We start from the raw sequence: 15,385 nt of genomic DNA on the forward strand, positions 1-15,385 counted from the left end.
TTCACCACGACGACGAATCTCTGACGGCATCTGGAAACTCACCTCTCTGGTGGAGTGGATGAGAGGCGCCAGGCGCTGGCTGAGGTCAGGCATGGTCCGGCTCCTCGACATCGACGCTCAGCAGGGCGGACAGCGCGCCTCGGCCACGCGACAGCCGGGCCTTCACCGTGCCTTCGGCGACGCCGGTCTCCCGAGCCACCTGCTCGACCGTCAGCCCCATCAGGTGGTGCAGCACGATGGCGACCCGCTGAGGTTCGGGGATCTGCCGGAGCGCCGCTGTGATGGCGACAAGGTCCTCGGTGGGCCCTGGAGTCGAGTCGACAAGACCGTGCCGCCGGTGGGCGATCCTGCGCGACAGCGCCTTGCGCCACCGGTTCGTCGCCAACCTCCGTGCGACGATCCGCACCCATGACTCTGGACTGTCATAGGTGCGGACCTTCGCCCAGCGCTCCCACGCCCTCGCGTACGCGTCCTGGGTAACGTCCTGCGCTTCGGCGAGATCGCCGGTCAGCGCGTAGAGGTACGCACAGACCCGCCCCCGGGTGCTCCGGTAGAACTCGTCGAAGTCCTCAGCGTCCAGCACTGAGCCCTCCCCGTGAAACGCGCATACGTCAGACACCGGTGAGCCACGGGGAGGGTTGCGTATGACGTCGGGGAGTCGGGACGGTTACCTCAGCTGGCGGGCTCCTCCTCGACCGGGAGGATGACCGTGAATTCGGTCTTGCCGGGCTCGCTCTTCACGCGGATGTCGCCGTGGTGTTTGTTGACCACGATGCGGTACGAGATGTCCAAGCCCAGCCCGGTCCCTTCGCCCACCGGCTTCGTGGTGAAGAAGGGTTCGAAGATGCGCGGCCGGATGTCCGGGGCGATGCCCACGCCCGTGTCGCCGACCGTCACCGCCACCTGGTCGCCGTCGCGCTCGGTGCGGATCGTCAGCGTGCCCCGCTCGCCCATCGCGCCAAGCGCGTTGTCGATCAGGTTGGTCCAGACCTGGTTGAGCTCGGCCGGGTAGCAGGGGATCTCGGGCAGGGTGACGTCGTACTCCTTTACGACCGTCACGTCCGGCGAGATCTTCGCGGTCATCATGACCAGCGTCGAGTCGAGCAGCTTATGCACGTCGACCACCTGGTGCGGGGCGCGGTCCAGCTGCGAGTACTGCTTGGCGGCACCGACCAGCGCCGAGATGCGGCCGACCGACTCGTCGATCTCGCCCATGAGCAGCTCGGTCTCGATCGTGTATGTCAGCCAGCTCACCGCCGACTGCAGGTCGCTCGGGTCGACCGCTTCGGCGATCAGGTCGAGCCATGCCACGTTGGCGTCGCCGGCGACGAGGGTGGCGGCGTGGTCGTACTCGAAGCCGGGCGAGAGGTTGCGCTCCTGGAGCCAGTCGACCACCTCGTCCTCGGCGTCGCTCGACTCCAGCGCGGTGAGCTTCGGGGCGTTGGCCGCGCGCTTGACCGCCGCCTCCTGGAGCTCCACGAGACGGTGCAGCTGCTTGACGTTGATCTTGCCCTCGGCGATCATCGCGAGCTTGTGGCGCATGCCGGCGACCTTGTCGCGCAGGGTGGCGGTGGCACGCACGGCCGCGGACGCCGGGTTGTTGAGCTCGTGGGTGAGGCCGGCCGAGAGCGAGCCGAGGGCGATGAGCCGCTCCCGCTCGCTGACCGCGCTCTGCATCCGCTTCTGGCCCCAGAAGAGGCCTTCCATCAGGTGCATGGCCATCGGAAACCAGCTGCGCAGCGTCGGGCCGAACTGGTCGGCCGGCAGCTCCAGCACCTTCACCGGCGTGATGGCGACCATCGAGTTGGGGTACTTCTGGTCGACCTGGCCACCCAGAAACGCCTGGGTCGCGCCGGCGTACACCCCGAGCTGGTCGGTGCGGGTGACCTCGATCTCCTGCCCGTGCACGGTCCGGGTCAGCGTGATCGCGCCCTCCAGCAGCACGACGAAGCAGGTGGCCGGCTCACCCTCCGAGTACACGCGGCTGGTCGCCTCGTACTCGACCACGGTGCCGTGGTCCTGCACCCACTGCAGCTTCTCCTCATCGAGCGCCTCGAAGAGAAACAGCTTGCGAAGGTCGTCCTTCGAGATCATTGCGCCTCCAGGTACCTGTGCACGAGCGTGACCGCCATCGCGCCCTCGCCCACCGCGGACGCCACCCGCTTGACCGAGTTGGCCCGCACGTCGCCGGCGGCGAAGACGCCGGAGACGCTCGTCTCCAAGTGGTACGGGTCGCGGTCGAGCCGCCACCCCTTGGGCCTCTTGCCGCCGACGACCAGATCGGGGCCGGTCACCACGAAGCCCTGCGTGTCCCGCTCCACCAGGCCGTCGAGCCAGCTGGTGTGCGGCTCGGCGCCGATGAAGACGAACAGCCACGAAGCGTCGACATCCCGCGCCTGCCCCGTCGCCCGGTCGCGCAGCGTCAGCCCTTCAAGGTGCTCGGTGCCGTGCCCGGCGGTCACCTCGGTCATGGTGTGCACCTGGATCCGCGGGATGCTCTCGATCTGCTCGATCAGGTACGCGGACATCGACTGGGCGAGGTTTTCGCCGCGCACGACGAGGTGCACGCGCGAGGCGTACCGCGAGAAGTAGACCGCCGCCTGCCCGGCCGAGTTGGCGCCGCCGACGATGTAGACGTCCGAGCCCGAGCAGGACGGCGCCTCGGTGGCCGCGCTGCCGTAGAAGACGCCGCGACCGGTGAGCTCGGCGAGGCCGGGGACGTCGAGCGTCCGGTACGACACGCCGGTCGCCAGGATCACCGTGTGCGCCACGATCTGCGGCCCCCGGCGCACGTGAGCACCCGGGCGGAGCCCTTCACGTCGAGGCAGGTGACGTCCTGCGCGGTGAGCAGCTCGGCGCCGAAGCGCTGTGCCTGGCGGCGGGCCCGATCGGTCAGCTGCGCGCCCGACACCCCGTCCGGAAAGCCCAGGTAGTTTTCGATCCGGCTGCTCTGGCCGGCCTGCCCGCCGGTGGCCCGCCGCTCGACGAGGATCGTGCGCAGGCCCTCCGACGCGCCGTACACGGCGGCGCCGAGACCGCCCGGGCCCGCGCCGACCACCGCCAGGTCGTAGAACTCGGCCGCCGGGGTGGTGGTGAGCCCCACGTGGGCGGCCACCTCGGCCTCCGACGGCCGCACAAGCGTCTTTCCGTCGGGCGTGATGACGAGCGGTATGTCCGACTCGCTCGCGCCGGACGCCTTCAGCAGCCGCTGGCCTTCCGGCTCCTCCGTGAGGTACCACCGGTAGGGCACCATGTTGCGGGCCAGGAAGTCGCGGATCTCGAACGACTCGGCCGACCACCGGTGGCCCACCACGCGGGTGTCGGCCTCGGGCGACGCGGGCGTTGCCTGCCACTGGTCCAGCAGCGAGTCGAGCACCGGATAGAGCTTCTCCTCCGGCGGGTGCCAGGGCTTGAGCAGGTAGTGGTCGACGTCGACAAGGTTGATCGCGTCGATCGCCGCCTCCGTGTCCGCGTACGCCGTCAGCAGCACGCGCCGGGCCAGCGGGAAGAGGTCCATGGCGGCTTCGAGAAACTGGATGCCGTTCATCTGGGGCATCCGGTAGTCGGCGAGCAGGACCGCCACCTGCTCACCGCGCAGCTTTATCTCCTTGAGCGCATCCAGCGCCTCGGCTCCTGAACTGGCCCGCACGACGCGGTAGTCCTGACCGTAGCGGCGCCGCACATCGCGCGCGACGGCCCGGGAGACTGACGGGTCGTCGTCAACCGTCACGATCGCTGGGTTGGCCATTGCCCAATCAAAGCACGCTCAGGCGGAGCGCCGCTCCTGGCGGACCTGGTCCCACCTGCCCAGAAGCTCACCCACCGCATCCTGCATGAACAGGAAGAAGTCCCGCATCTCGGCAAGGCGCTCCCCGGCGGGCGATGTGGGGTCGCCCACCGCGTCGACGCCCTCCTGCACGACGTCCGCGACCCGCTTGTACGCGCCACCCCTCTGCTGGCTCGCCAGGTACCACGCCTGGTTCGGCAGGCGGTAGCGGTCGCTGCGCGAGCCGGGCACCGGCTCCCGGACGACCATCCCGATCTGTACCAGATAGCGCACCGCGCCCGAGATCGCCGCCGGGCTGACGCCCAGCCGCTCGCCGATCTGGCCGGCGGTGAGTGCGCCGTCGTCAGCGACCGTGAGCGCGCCGAGGACGCGGGCGGGCATCCGGGGAAAGCCAAGATCGTTCATGGTCATCGCGAAGTGCTCCACGAAGCGGCTAACCGACTGCTCGTCCCGCTGTTGTTCCATGGTCACCACCTTCGTGTCGTGCCGTGGCGGCGCCCCGAGGGCGCCGCCACGCGTTCTAGAGCGAAAGGTCCCGCCGCCGGAAGAGTGCCAGGCCGGCACCCCGAACGCCAACGCGACCGCGGTGAGGGCGATCAGCGGGCCCGCCGTCGCGCTCACCGCCGGGACAGCCGGAACGTGGGTGAAGGGCGAGATGTCGCGTACCGCCTGCGGCAGGCCCAGCAGCTCGCCGAGCTGGCCGACGATCAGGCTGACCGCGAAGGCGGCCCAGGCAAGCCCGACGGCGAGCCTGGGCAGCAGCCCGAACGCGGCGACCGCGAAGCCGGCCAGGATCAGCGCGGCCGGCAGCTGTACCAGCGCCGCGCCGGTCATCTCGACCACCTTGCCGCCGGCGTCGCTGCCGGTGAGCCCGGCCACCAGCCCGGTGGACACGCCCGCGACGAGCAGCAGCGCCGCCGCGCCCGCCACGGCCACCGCGAGGTGGCTGGCCAGCCAGGTCACCCGCCCGGTGCCGGTGGCGAGGACCGCCTCGGCGGGGCCACCGGCCTCCTCGGCGCGGGGGCGCATCAGAGCCTGTACGACGTACGCGGCGGCCATCGCGCCATAGATCGCCATCATCGCGGCGAAGAACGCGTCGATCAGGTCGGCACTGCTCCCGCCGGCCAGCTTGGTGATCGTGTCCGCCGTGCCCTGGTTTTCGCCGAGCGCGTCCTCGACGGTCTGACTCAGCGATCCGACGGCCGCGCCGTACGCCGCCATTGCCACACCCCAGCCCAGCAGCGTGCCGCGCTGCAGCCGCCACGCGAGACCGATCGGGCTGAGCAGGGCCGCTGCAGCCTTGGCCGGGCCGCGGCGCGCCGGGATCATTCCCATGCCCACGTCGCGCCGCACGGTCAGCGCGAACGCCACCCCGACGCTCAGCACGAACGTCACCAGCGGCAGAGCGAGCACCCACCAGCGGTCGCCCTCGAACTGGCGCATCTCGGTGACCCAGCCGATCGGCGAGAGCCAGGTGGGCCACGCGCTCACCACCGTGTACCCGTCGGGCTGCTTGTCGCCGAGCGCGTCGCCGAGTCCCCGTACCACATAGGCGACGCCGACCACCGCGGCGGCGATGCCGTTTGCGGCGCGTGAGGTCTGGGTGATCTGCGCGGCGATGGCCGCGACGCCTGCGAATACAAGGCCCACCGCGGCGATGCCGGCGCCGGCTCCGATCGACCCGGCGGCCGGCTGGTCGTACCCGATCAGCGCGAGCGCGATCAGGGCGCCGAGCACCACGTTGGCGCCGGCGACGACGATCAGCGCCGCGGTGAGCCCGGCGTGCCGGCCGACGACGGTCGCGCCGACCATCTCGGAGCGGCCGGTCTCCTCGTTCTGCCGGGTGTGCCGCACGACCGCGAGCGTGCTCATGAGGCCGGCGAGCACCGCCACGTAGGTGAGGAACGAGAACATGATCATCGCGCCCTCGCTCGCGCCCGTGGGGGCGGTGCGGAGCACGAGCAGCGCGGGGCTCTCGACGGCGCTGCGCAGGATCTCGACGCGGTCGGCCTCGGTCGGGTACCGGTCCCGCACCGAGGCCACCACGATCGGCACGAAGATCGCGGTCCCCAGGATCCACAGTGGAAGCTGGATCCGGTCCCGCCGGATCGCCAGCCGCACGAGGCGGGCGGTCCCCGTGAATTCGGACATCAGACCGTCGCCTCCGCCTTGACGCCGTTCCCCCGCAGCTCGTCGCCGTAGTGCCGCATGAACAGCTCCTCCAGCGAGGGCGGCGCGCTGCTCAGCGTCCGCACCTCGAAGCGGGTCAGGTACCGCAGCAGATGGTCCAGCTCGTGACTGTCCACATCGAACTTCGCGCGGCTGCCGTCGACCTTTGCGTCGTGCACGCCGGCCTGCTCCTCGAGCCCGGTGATCGGGTGGGAGGTCTCCACCGAGATCGACGTACGCGTCAGGTGGCGCAGCTGGGCCAGCGTGCCCGCCTCCACCGTCTTGCCCTGCCGGATGATGCTCACCCGGTCGCAGAGCGCCTCCACCTCGGAGAAGATGTGGCTCGACAGCAGGACCGTGCGCCCCTCCCGCTTCACGTCGCGCACGCACTCCTGGAAGACCGCCTCCATCAGCGGGTCGAGGCCCGAGGTCGGCTCGTCGAGGATGTAGAGCTCCACGTCGGACGCGAACGCGGCGACGACGGCCACCTTCTGCCGGTTGCCCTTGGAGTACGTGCGGGCCTTCTTGCTCGGGTCGAGCTGGAAACGCTCGATCAGGTCGGCGCGGCGGCGCTTGTCCAGCCCGCCCCGCAGGGCGCCGAAGAGGTCGATCGCCTCCCCGCCGGTCAGGTTCGGCCACAGGTTGACGTCGCCGGGCACGTACGCGAGGCGGCGGTGCAGCTGCACCGCGTCCCGCCACGGGTGGCCGCCGAGCAGGCTCACGTCGCCGGCGTCGGCGCGGAGCAGGCCGAGCAGCACCCGGATGGTCGTGGACTTTCCGGCGCCGTTCGGGCCCAGAAAGCCATGCACCTCACCGGTGTCGACGGACAGGTCGAGCCCGTCCAGCGCGCGGGTCTGGCCGAAGGTTTTCACCAGGCCAGCGACCGAGATCGCAGATGTCATACGGCTGACGCTACGCTCGTTTCACAAATTTGTGAAACGTCAGAAGCGTATGAATCGCGTCAAGAAGAGTGACCGCCGCCACTGTCAGAACTGGGCGTCGACCACCTCTCCCAGGCCGGACGCGACAAGCTCGTCGCGGATCAGTGCCGCGTCCCCCTCGACGACCACGGTGAGCCCCGCGGGGTTCAGGTGCTTGGCGGCCGCGGCGGAGACCGTGGCCTCGTCGGCGGCGAGGATGGCCGCGCGCAGGCTCGCGTGGTAGTCGTCCGGCAGGTCGTGCACCACGAGCGTGGCCAGCGCGCCCGCGATCGCACCCGGCGTCTGCAGCTCGACCGACAGTTGGCCGGCACGCCACGACCGGGCCACCGCCAGCTCCTCCTCGGTGACGCCCTCGGCCGCCGTACGCGAGATCTCCCCCACCGTGTCGACCAGTGCGGGCACGGTCACGGCTGTCTGCACGCCCGAGCCGACCAGCAGCCGGCCGAAGCGCCTGGACTGGCCGAACTCGCCGCGGATGCCGTACGTGTACCCGCGCACCTCGCGGATCAGATGGTTGAGCCGGGACGTGAACGCCCCGCCCAGCACCGTGGCGGCCAGCGTCATCGACACGTGGTCCGGGTGCGCGCGGTGCGGTGCCGCGTGCCCCAGCCGCAGCGTCGACTGCACCGAGCCGGGCCGGTCGACGATCACGAGCCGGCGGGCGGAGCGCGGCTCGATCGGCAGTGGCCCGCCCGCCGACTCGACCGGCTCACCCGCCCCGGCGAAGACCGTCGCGCCGAGCGCGCCGAGGTCGACGGTGGTCAGGTCGCCCGCGACAAGCAGCGTGCCCCGCTGACCGAACCAGGTCCGGTGGTACCCCACCACGTCGTCCACGCTCACGCCGGCGACCGAGTCGGGATCGCCCGAGAGCGGGCGCCCGTGCCGCTTGTCGCGCCCGAAGATGTCCGCGCGCAGCGCGGCATCGGCACGCGGCCCGGGGTCGGCCCAGTCCATGCGCAGCGCGGTGGCCTCGTCGTCGCGCACCCGGGCCACGTCGGCGGGTTCGAGGCGCGGGGTGCGGGCCGCCTCGGCGAGCAGCGCCACCGCCTCGGGCAGCCGGTCGACCGGCGCCTGCACGCCGACCCGGAACGAGTCCCAGTCCACCGAGGTGAACAGCTCCGCGCCCAGGCTCTCCAGCGCGAGCGCGTAGGCGGCCGCGTCCCGCTTGGTGGTGCCCTCTTCCAGCGCCTTGGCGACCACGGCCGCCAGCCCCTCGCTCCCGGCCGACTCGCGGCCAGCGCCCGCGTCCAGCAGCAGGGTCGCGATGGCCAGGGCCTGGCCGGGCAGGTGGGCCGCGACGACGCCGTCGCGGCGGACGACCTCGGGGAAGTGGTACGGCCGGGCCGCGCCCGGTCCGGGACGATCAGCCACGAGACTCATGCGGACTTCTCCTCGGGGAGGTAGGTGAGCGTGACGCGGGTCTCCGGGCGCAGCTCGGTGGCGGCCTGCACCACCTCGTCGCGCGTGATCGACTGCCAGGCGGGCAGCCGCTCCGCCACGCGGGCCGGGTCGCCGAACTGTGTTGCGTAGCGGCTCAGCGCGTCCGCCCGACCCGCCACTGTGGACAGCAACCGCCACCACGAGGTGGTCAGCAGCGCCTTGGCCCGGTCCAGCTCCTCCTGCTCGATCCCACCGGCCAGGCCGTCGACGACCTCGACGAGCCCGGCTTCCAGGTCAGCCGCGGCCACCCCGTCCCGGGCGGTCGCGGTCACGATCAGCGGCGCCGGCGCGTGTGCCAGGTCCACGCCGTACGCCGAGACGAAGTCCGGCTGCGCCAGGCGCGCGCCGTCGGCGAGCCGCTGGTACAGGCGGCTGCCCCGGCCGGTGCCGAGGATCGCGGCGAGCACGGTCACCGCGTCGTACCCCCGCGAGCCGAACGGGTGGGTGCGGTGCGAGAGGTAGACCCGCGGTGCGGGGACGTCACCGACCACGTCGTCGCGCATCGGCCCGGAGGGCGGCGCGGGGTTGGTGCCGTCCGGCGCCGGCGGGATGTCCGGGCGGGCCGGCAGGCCACCGAAGTACTTCTCGGCGAGCGCGAACACGTCTTCCGCAGCCGCGTCGCCGGCCACCGACAGCACCGCGTTGTTCGGCGCGTAGTACGTCGTGTGGAACGCCGCGAACGTGGGCAGGTCGGCCGCGTTTAGATCCTCCATCGAGCCGATCGTCGCGTGGTGGTACGGGTGCCCGGGCGGGTAGAGCAGCGGCAGCAGGCGCAGCCACGCGTCGCCGTACGGCACGTTGTCGTACCGCTGGCGCCGCTCGTTCTTGACCACCTCGCGCTGGTTGTCCAGCGTCTCCTGGGTCAGCGCCGGCACGAGCCCGCCCATGCGGTCCGCCTCGAGCCACAGCGCCAGCTCCAGGTGCTCGGCCGGCAAGGTCTCGAAGTAGTTGGTGCGGTCCTGGCTGGTCGTCGCGTTGAGTGAGCCGCCCGCGCCCTGGATCAGTCGCATGTGCTCGGTCTTCGCCACGTGCTCGGACCCCTCGAACATCAGGTGCTCGAAGAGGTGCGCGAACCCGGCCTGGCCGTCCGGCTCGTGCCGCGAGCCCACGTCGTACCAGATGTTGACGGCCACCACCGGGGCCGTGCGATCCTCGCTGACGACGACGCGCAGGCCGTTGTCGAGGCGGGCGGTTTCGATGGGCCACGGGTAGCCGGTCGGCGACATGCGCTCGACGGTAGCGGATCTATCGCTGTCCGCATGCAACGGTCCCTCGACGGTGGCCGGGCGGCCGCGAAGCATACTCGGGACATGCTGTGTGAGCCGTACCTGCTCGACCCGACCCCGGACGGCGTGCACGTCGTCTGGCACACCGAGGCGCCCGGCTCCCACCACGCGGTGCTCGTCGGCCCGGCCGTCGCCGGCATGACCGAGGAGCGGGCCCGCGCGGCCGCCACCGGCACGCCGGGCGAGGGCGAGGGATGGCGCCGCTTCACCGCCGGCACCACCGAGCTGTCCCGCACCCGGGAGGACCAGGAGTCTTCGGTACCGGGCCGGGTGTACCCGATCGTCACGCGCCGCCCGGTCCACCGCCACCTGGCCACCGTCACCGGGCTGGCCGCCGGGCGGACGCCGTACCGGGTGGTCTCCGGCGGCACCGTCACGCAGGCGTACACGCTCGCGCCCGCGCCGCCGCCGGACCGGCCGGTGCGGCTGCTGCTCACCAGCGACCACCAGCTCAAGCCGATGGTCCCGGCCAACCTGGCGAAGGTGGCCGAGACCGCGGGCGTGACCTTCGACGGGGTGCTGATGGCCGGCGACATGGTGAACGCGCCGGACCGGGCCAGCGAGTGGTTCGACACCACCGCGGAGCCGCCGTTCTTCCGCACGTTCGAGCGGATCCTCGCGCACTCGCCGATCTACCCCGCGATCGGCAACCACGAGGTGATGGGGCGCTGGTCCGACACGGCGACGCTGGACGCGCAGTTCAACGACCCGCAGCCGGGCGACTGGAACATCACCACATACCAGGAGATGTTCCCCTACCCGCGCAGCGAGTCCGGCGGCCAGCGCTGGTGGTCCCGCACGATCGGCGACGTGCACGTGATCTGCCTCTTCGCCACGCAGGTGTGGCGCACACCGCACCCGGAGGGGCGGGGCAAGTTCCAGGAGGCGCTCGAAGACGTCGACTGCCCCGAGCGGTGGGGCCACGGACAGTTCATCTTCGAGCCGATCAAGCGCGGCTCCAGGCAGTTCGCCTTCCTGGAAGGCGAGCTCGCGTCGCCGGCCGCCCGCGCGGCGCGCTACCGCGTGGTGATGTTCCACCACCCGAGCCATGGCCTGGGCAGCCACTCGGTGCCGCCCTACACCGACCCGGTCCGGGTGGTCGGCACCAAGTCCATCCGGTACGAGTACCCGCTCGCCGACGACTACATCCTGCGCGACGTGGAGCCGCTGCTCTCCGCGGCCGGTGTCCATCTTGTCCTCAATGGACACTCTCACGTGTGGAACCGCTTCCGGAACGCGGCCGGCGTCAACTGGCTGGAGACGTCCAATGTGGGCAACAGCTACGGCGCGTACGACGTGACCTCGGGCATGACCCGCTGGTACCCGCCGGGCTACGTGCTTCAGGGCGACCCGGGTGGCCTGCAGCCGATCGTGCCGACGGTCGCGCCGTACGTGCGCTCCGACGGCGTGCCGCTGCCGTTCGTGGCGAGCAACGAGATCACCGTCTTTTCGCTGCTCGATTCGGCCGCGGGCGTCGTGCGGTCGTACCGCCACGACACCCGCCAACCGGCGTCACCGGCCGTGCTGTTCGACGAGTTCTCCCTCACCTGAACGGCCCACACCTCGCCGGTGATCCCGCCCACCCGATCACGCCGGTGCGCAAGCGGTCCGTAGGGGTTTCAGGAATGGGATATGATGCCGAGCGTGACCCGATGGTATGCGTGCTTTAGTTGGCCGGCGCTGGCGCCGGCGACTGAGGCATGAGCGCATGACCTAGGTCACCACCCGCCAGAGCCGGCACAAGGGCAGGAGAAACTCCTGCCCTTTCGCGCGTAACAACGACGCAGAGCCGGCTTCGGCCCCGGGACGCCGGCCCCGGGGTGGCTGGCGGAAGGACTTCCAGTGACTCTCCCGAGCGTGCAGCGGGTAAGTGACCAGCGGATCGACAAGGTCGTCCCGCTGGTGTCGCCCGCACTTCTACACCATGAGCTGCCCCTAGATGATGATCTCTCGGCTGCGGTGGTCGATGGTCGGCGTGCCGTCGCCCGCGTCCTGGACCGGGAGGACGACCGCCTGATGGTCGTCGTCGGCCCGTGTTCGGTGCACGACCCCGTGGCCGCCCTCGAGTACGCGGACCGCCTCGCCGAGACAGCGGAGCGGCTTTCCGACGACCTGCTCATCGTGATGCGGGTCTACTTTGAAAAGCCCCGCTCGACCGTCGGCTGGAAGGGGCTCATCAACGACCCCGGCCTGGACGGCTCCGGCGACGTCAACACCGGCCTGCGCACCGCGCGCTCGCTGCTGCTGCAGGTGTTGCGCAAGGGACTGCCGGTGGGCTGTGAGTTCCTCGACCCGATCACGCCGCAGTACATCGCCGACACCGTCTCGTGGGGCGCGATCGGCGCCCGCACCGTCGAGAGCCAGGTGCACCGCCAGCTCGCCTCCGGCCTCTCCATGCCGATCGGGATGAAAAACCGGCCGGACGGGGCGATCTCCACGGCCGTCGACGCGATCAAGGCCGCGGCGGTGCCGCACGTGTTTCCCGGCATCGACGTGTCCGGTACACCGGCGATCCTGCACACCCGCGGCAACGCCGACTGCCACCTCGTGCTGCGCGGCGGGCGGGGCGGCCCGAACTACGGCGCCGAGGATGTGGCCGGCGCACTCGGCCTGCTCCGCGCGGCCGGGCTGCCGGAGCGGCTGATCGTTGACGCCAGCCACGACAACAGCGGCAAGGACCACACCCGCCAGCCGATCGTGGCGCAGGACGTCTCCGCGCAGCTGGCCGCCGGCCAGCGCGGTATCGCCGGCGTCATGCTCGAGTCGTTCCTGGAGCCGGGACGCCAGGACCTCGACCCCACGCGCCCGCTCGCGTACGGCAAGTCGATCACCGACGCCTGCATGGGCTGGGACACCACCGTTCAGGTGCTGGAAGGGCTGGCGTCCGCCCACCGCTGACGACTTCGCGACCTTGCACCCCGTGGCCGCGGGGTGCAAGGTCAGTGCGTCAGGCCGTTTTGCGGCGCCCGCTCGAGCCCATGACCCGGGCCGCCAGGTAGACGAACAGCACCGCGAGCGCGATCTGGATGGCGTGCCGGATCCAGTCGATGCCCTTGGTGTCGCCGACGCCCAGCCAGTCCGCGATCACGCCGCCGAGCAGCGCCGCCGCGATACCGACGCCGATCGTGACCCACACGGAAATGTTCTGCCTGCCGGGCAGCAGCAGCCGGCCCAGCATGCCGACGATGGCGCCACCGATGATGGCCCAGAGAATCGTTCCGATCATGTGGGGAGCGTATGACCGGTGCTCACCTGAAAAGTGTGGTTTGCCAGGAAAGCCCGGACCACTCGTGAAAGTGCTGTGAAGATCCGTATCAACTGCAACCCCGGCCTCACCTCTGGACGTCTTGGAGGCGTGACCGAACCACTGCTGCGCCTCTCGGCCGGGCGTGCTGCCGGCCGGCGCCGCCGCCACGCGCTCGTCAACCTGGCGTCGCTGACGCTCTGCGGCCTCCTGGCCGGCCTTGTCGTGGCCGCTGCGATGTTTCCCGCGCTGGCCGCCTCGGGCCTGGCCGCAAAAGCCGGCGCCGAGTCGTTCGAGGCACTCCCGAGCGAGCTCACGACCACCCGGGCGCCGCAGGCGACAGAGGTGTACGCCGCAGACGGCAAAACGCTCATCTCGCGCTTCTTCGACGAAAACCGGCACGACGTCACGTTCGCGCAGATCGCCGAGCCGATGCGGGAAGCGATGATCGCCGCCGAGGACCACAACTTCTACGTGCACAAGGGCGTCGACGCCAAGGGCATCGCGCGCGCCGCGCTCAACAACAGCGCTGGCGGGTCACAGCAGGGCGCGTCCACGCTCACCATGCAGTTCGTCCGCATGTCGGTCACGTACACCGCACCCACCCACGCCGACGCCGTCAAGGCCGGCGAGGACACCACCGCCCGCAAGGTCCGGGAGGCGCGGCTGGCGCTCCAGGCGGAGAAGAAGTTCACCAAAGACGAGATCCTGACCAGGTACCTCAACCTCGCCCCGTTCGGTCACAACACGTACGGCGTCTACGCGGCGAGCCAGCTCTACTTCGGCAAGGCGCCGAAGGACCTCACGATCGCCGAAGCCGCCCTGCTCGCCGCGCTGGTGCGGTCGCCCACCTTCTACGACCCGCTCGACCCGAAGGGGAAGACCCGGGCGCTGGAGCGCCGCGACTGGGTGATCGGCCAGATGGTCGAGATCAAGGCGATCACCCCCGCCGAGGGCGAGGCGGCGAAGAAGCAGAAGCTCGTCGTCAAGGGCAAGCGCCCGCCGAACGGCTGCATGGTCACCAAGCCCAACGACTGGGGCTTCTTCTGCGACTACTTCCGGCGCTGGTGGCTTGAGCAGGAGGCGTTCGGCGCCACCCAGTACGACCGGGAGCGGCGACTGAACGGCGGCGGCTACCGCGTCGTGACCACGCTGGACCCGAAGGCGCAGAAGAAGGCGCGGGACAACGTGGAGGAGCAGCTCAAGACCGGCAGCAAGCACGCGCTGATGGTCGCCGCGGTCGAGCCGGGCACCGGCCGGGTGCGCGCGCTCGCCACCAACCGCGTGTTCAAGCTCGACAACTCCGCGAACAAGCCCTCGTCCAACCCGAAGAAGTCGGGCCAGCGCGGCACGTACCCGAACACCACGAACCCGCTGCTGACCGGCGGCAGCGGCTACCAGGCCGGTTCGACCTTCAAGATCTTTACGCTCGTCGCCGCGCTCGAGAAGGGCTACCCGCTGGCCTACGCGATCAACGCGCCGCAGCGCTACCAGTCCAAGTACCACGGCGCCACCGGCAAGTCGGCCTGCCCCGGTACCGACCGCTGGTGCCCGGGCAACAGCAGCGCGAGCCTCGCCGGCATGCACAACGCCTGGACCGGCTTCGGCAAGTCCGTCAACACCTACTTCGTACCCCTGGAGGAGCTCGCCGGCGCGGCCAACACCGTGGCGGCGGCCAAGAAGCTGGGCATCCGCTTCCTGAACGAGGACGACGCCGCGATGGCCAACGACAAGGAACAGGCCGACGGGTGGGGTTCGTTCACGCTCGGCGTCTCCGGTACCACGCCGCTCGACCTGGCCAACGCGTACGCGACGCTCGCCGCGGACGGCAAGCACTGCGAGCCGATACCGGTACAGGAGATCAAGGACATCGACGGCAAGAAGCTTGATGTCGCCAACCCCCGCTGCGACCAGGCGATCGACCGTGACGTGGCACGGGCCGCGATCGACGCCGCGCGGTGCCCGGTCGGCGACCAGTCGGCGTTCGGCGAGTGCCACGGCTCCACCTCGGCGGCGGCGCGCTCGGCCATCGGTCACCCGATCGCGGGCAAGACAGGTACCACGGACAGCAAGCGCACCGCGTCGCTGGTCGTCACCACGCGGTCGATGGCGGTCGCCGGCATCCTGGCCGACCCGGACTGGCCGGAGACGACCGCGACAATGAGCCACGACATCGTCAACCCCGCCGTGTACGAAACGCTCGCCGACATCATGCGGGGCAAGCAGAAGCAGAGCTTCCCGCGGCCGAGCGAGAAGCTGGCGTACGGCGTCCAGCGCTCGATCCCGGACGTCACCTGCCAGCCTGTCGCGGCAGCAACGTCCACTTTGGAGAGTCAAGGATTCCGGGTAGAGGTAAACCCCGAGCCGGTCGGGTCGGCATGCCCGGCCGGCTCGGTCGCCCGGACCGAGCCAGCGGGCCGCACGGTCGACGGCGGACTTGTGGTACTCCGCACCAGCAACGGGATTGCCGGCTCCCCTCCCACCGCGTCGCCTCCCACGCGGTAGGCCGGTCCGCGCG

Annotated in this window: 12 protein-coding genes; 3 read left to right on the forward strand and 9 right to left on the reverse strand. The window is 70.8% G+C overall.

The features are described from left to right. Window positions 1–85: 85 nt before the first annotated feature. The 8 genes from Phou_RS12560 to Phou_RS12595 form a co-directional block, all read right to left on the reverse strand. Window positions 86–583 (reverse strand): RNA polymerase sigma factor, encoded by a 498-nt coding sequence (locus Phou_RS12560; RefSeq protein WP_173056220.1) that lies wholly within the window; start codon window positions 581–583, stop codon window positions 86–88. A gap of 89 nt (window positions 584–672) precedes the next feature. Next, the gene (locus Phou_RS12565) at window positions 673–2,094 is read right to left on the reverse strand and encodes an ATP-binding protein (RefSeq protein ID WP_173056221.1); all 1,422 of its coding nucleotides are present in this window, start codon (window positions 2,092–2,094) and stop codon (window positions 673–675) included. After that, window positions 2,091–2,792 carry an NAD(P)/FAD-dependent oxidoreductase gene (locus tag Phou_RS52525; protein ID WP_246273515.1) on the reverse strand — a complete coding sequence of 234 codons (702 nt, stop codon included), beginning with the start codon at window positions 2,790–2,792 and terminating at the stop codon, window positions 2,091–2,093. Before Phou_RS52525 ends, Phou_RS12565 begins: the two co-directional genes overlap by 4 nt. Beyond that, entirely contained in the window at window positions 2,756–3,748 is a 993-nt protein-coding gene (locus Phou_RS52530) for an NAD(P)/FAD-dependent oxidoreductase (protein WP_246273516.1), read from the reverse strand. Before Phou_RS52530 ends, Phou_RS52525 begins: the two co-directional genes overlap by 37 nt. Before the next feature lie 18 nt (window positions 3,749–3,766). Next, the gene (locus tag Phou_RS12580) at window positions 3,767–5,938 is read right to left on the reverse strand and encodes an efflux permease Rv1217c-related protein (protein WP_246273517.1); all 2,172 of its coding nucleotides are present in this window, start codon (window positions 5,936–5,938) and stop codon (window positions 3,767–3,769) included. Next, on the reverse strand, window positions 5,938–6,858 hold the full coding sequence (locus tag Phou_RS12585) for an ABC transporter ATP-binding protein (protein ID WP_173056223.1): 921 nt from the start codon (window positions 6,856–6,858) through the stop codon (window positions 5,938–5,940). The genes Phou_RS12580 and Phou_RS12585 overlap by 1 nt, the downstream gene beginning before the upstream one ends. Before the next feature lie 84 nt (window positions 6,859–6,942). Then, window positions 6,943–8,277: a M16 family metallopeptidase gene (locus tag Phou_RS12590; RefSeq protein ID WP_173056224.1), complete on the reverse strand. Its 1,335-nt coding sequence runs from the start codon at window positions 8,275–8,277 to the stop codon at window positions 6,943–6,945. After that, window positions 8,274–9,563, reverse strand: a complete 1,290-nt coding sequence (locus Phou_RS12595; protein WP_173056225.1) for a M16 family metallopeptidase — start codon at window positions 9,561–9,563, stop codon at window positions 8,274–8,276. The genes Phou_RS12590 and Phou_RS12595 overlap by 4 nt, the downstream gene beginning before the upstream one ends. 84 nt (window positions 9,564–9,647) lie before the next feature. Between Phou_RS12595 and Phou_RS12600 the strand changes: the two genes are divergently transcribed. Both Phou_RS12600 and Phou_RS12605 read left to right on the forward strand, forming a co-directional pair. Further along, a complete protein-coding gene (locus Phou_RS12600; RefSeq protein WP_218578989.1) occupies window positions 9,648–11,174 on the forward strand; it encodes a metallophosphoesterase family protein in 1,527 nt (508 codons plus the stop codon). 291 nt (window positions 11,175–11,465) lie between these two features. Beyond that, complete coding sequence (locus Phou_RS12605) at window positions 11,466–12,521, forward strand: 3-deoxy-7-phosphoheptulonate synthase (RefSeq protein WP_173056227.1); 1,056 nt, start codon at window positions 11,466–11,468, stop codon at window positions 12,519–12,521. A gap of 49 nt (window positions 12,522–12,570) precedes the next feature. Here the strand turns inward: Phou_RS12605 and Phou_RS12610 are convergent, their stop codons facing one another. Then, window positions 12,571–12,849 carry a GlsB/YeaQ/YmgE family stress response membrane protein gene (locus Phou_RS12610; RefSeq protein WP_173056228.1) on the reverse strand — a complete coding sequence of 93 codons (279 nt, stop codon included), beginning with the start codon at window positions 12,847–12,849 and terminating at the stop codon, window positions 12,571–12,573. A gap of 129 nt (window positions 12,850–12,978) precedes the next feature. Here Phou_RS12610 and Phou_RS12615 point away from each other — a divergent pair, with 129 nt between their 5' ends. Beyond that, window positions 12,979–15,372, forward strand: a complete 2,394-nt coding sequence (locus tag Phou_RS12615; RefSeq protein WP_246273518.1) for a penicillin-binding protein — start codon at window positions 12,979–12,981, stop codon at window positions 15,370–15,372. The last annotated feature ends 13 nt before the right edge of the window (window positions 15,373–15,385 follow it).

This window comes from Phytohabitans houttuyneae (assembly GCF_011764425.1).
Lineage (GTDB): Bacteria > Actinomycetota > Actinomycetes > Mycobacteriales > Micromonosporaceae > Phytohabitans > Phytohabitans houttuyneae.

Coding starts and splice junctions, on each gene's coding strand:
- Phou_RS12565 (WP_173056221.1), bottom strand. CDS start 2,094: ATGATCTCGAAGGACGACCTTCGCAAGCTGTTTCTCTTCGAGGCGCTC.
- Phou_RS52530 (WP_246273516.1), bottom strand. CDS start 3,748: ATGGCCAACCCAGCGATCGTGACGGTTGACGACGACCCGTCAGTCTCC.
- Phou_RS12580 (WP_246273517.1), bottom strand. CDS start 5,938: ATGTCCGAATTCACGGGGACCGCCCGCCTCGTGCGGCTGGCGATCCGG.
- Phou_RS12585 (WP_173056223.1), bottom strand. CDS start 6,858: ATGACATCTGCGATCTCGGTCGCTGGCCTGGTGAAAACCTTCGGCCAG.
- Phou_RS12590 (WP_173056224.1), bottom strand. CDS start 8,277: ATGAGTCTCGTGGCTGATCGTCCCGGACCGGGCGCGGCCCGGCCGTAC.
- Phou_RS12595 (WP_173056225.1), bottom strand. CDS start 9,563: ATGTCGCCGACCGGCTACCCGTGGCCCATCGAAACCGCCCGCCTCGAC.
- Phou_RS12600 (WP_218578989.1), top strand. CDS start 9,648: ATGCTGTGTGAGCCGTACCTGCTCGACCCGACCCCGGACGGCGTGCAC.
- Phou_RS12610 (WP_173056228.1), bottom strand. CDS start 12,849: ATGATCGGAACGATTCTCTGGGCCATCATCGGTGGCGCCATCGTCGGC.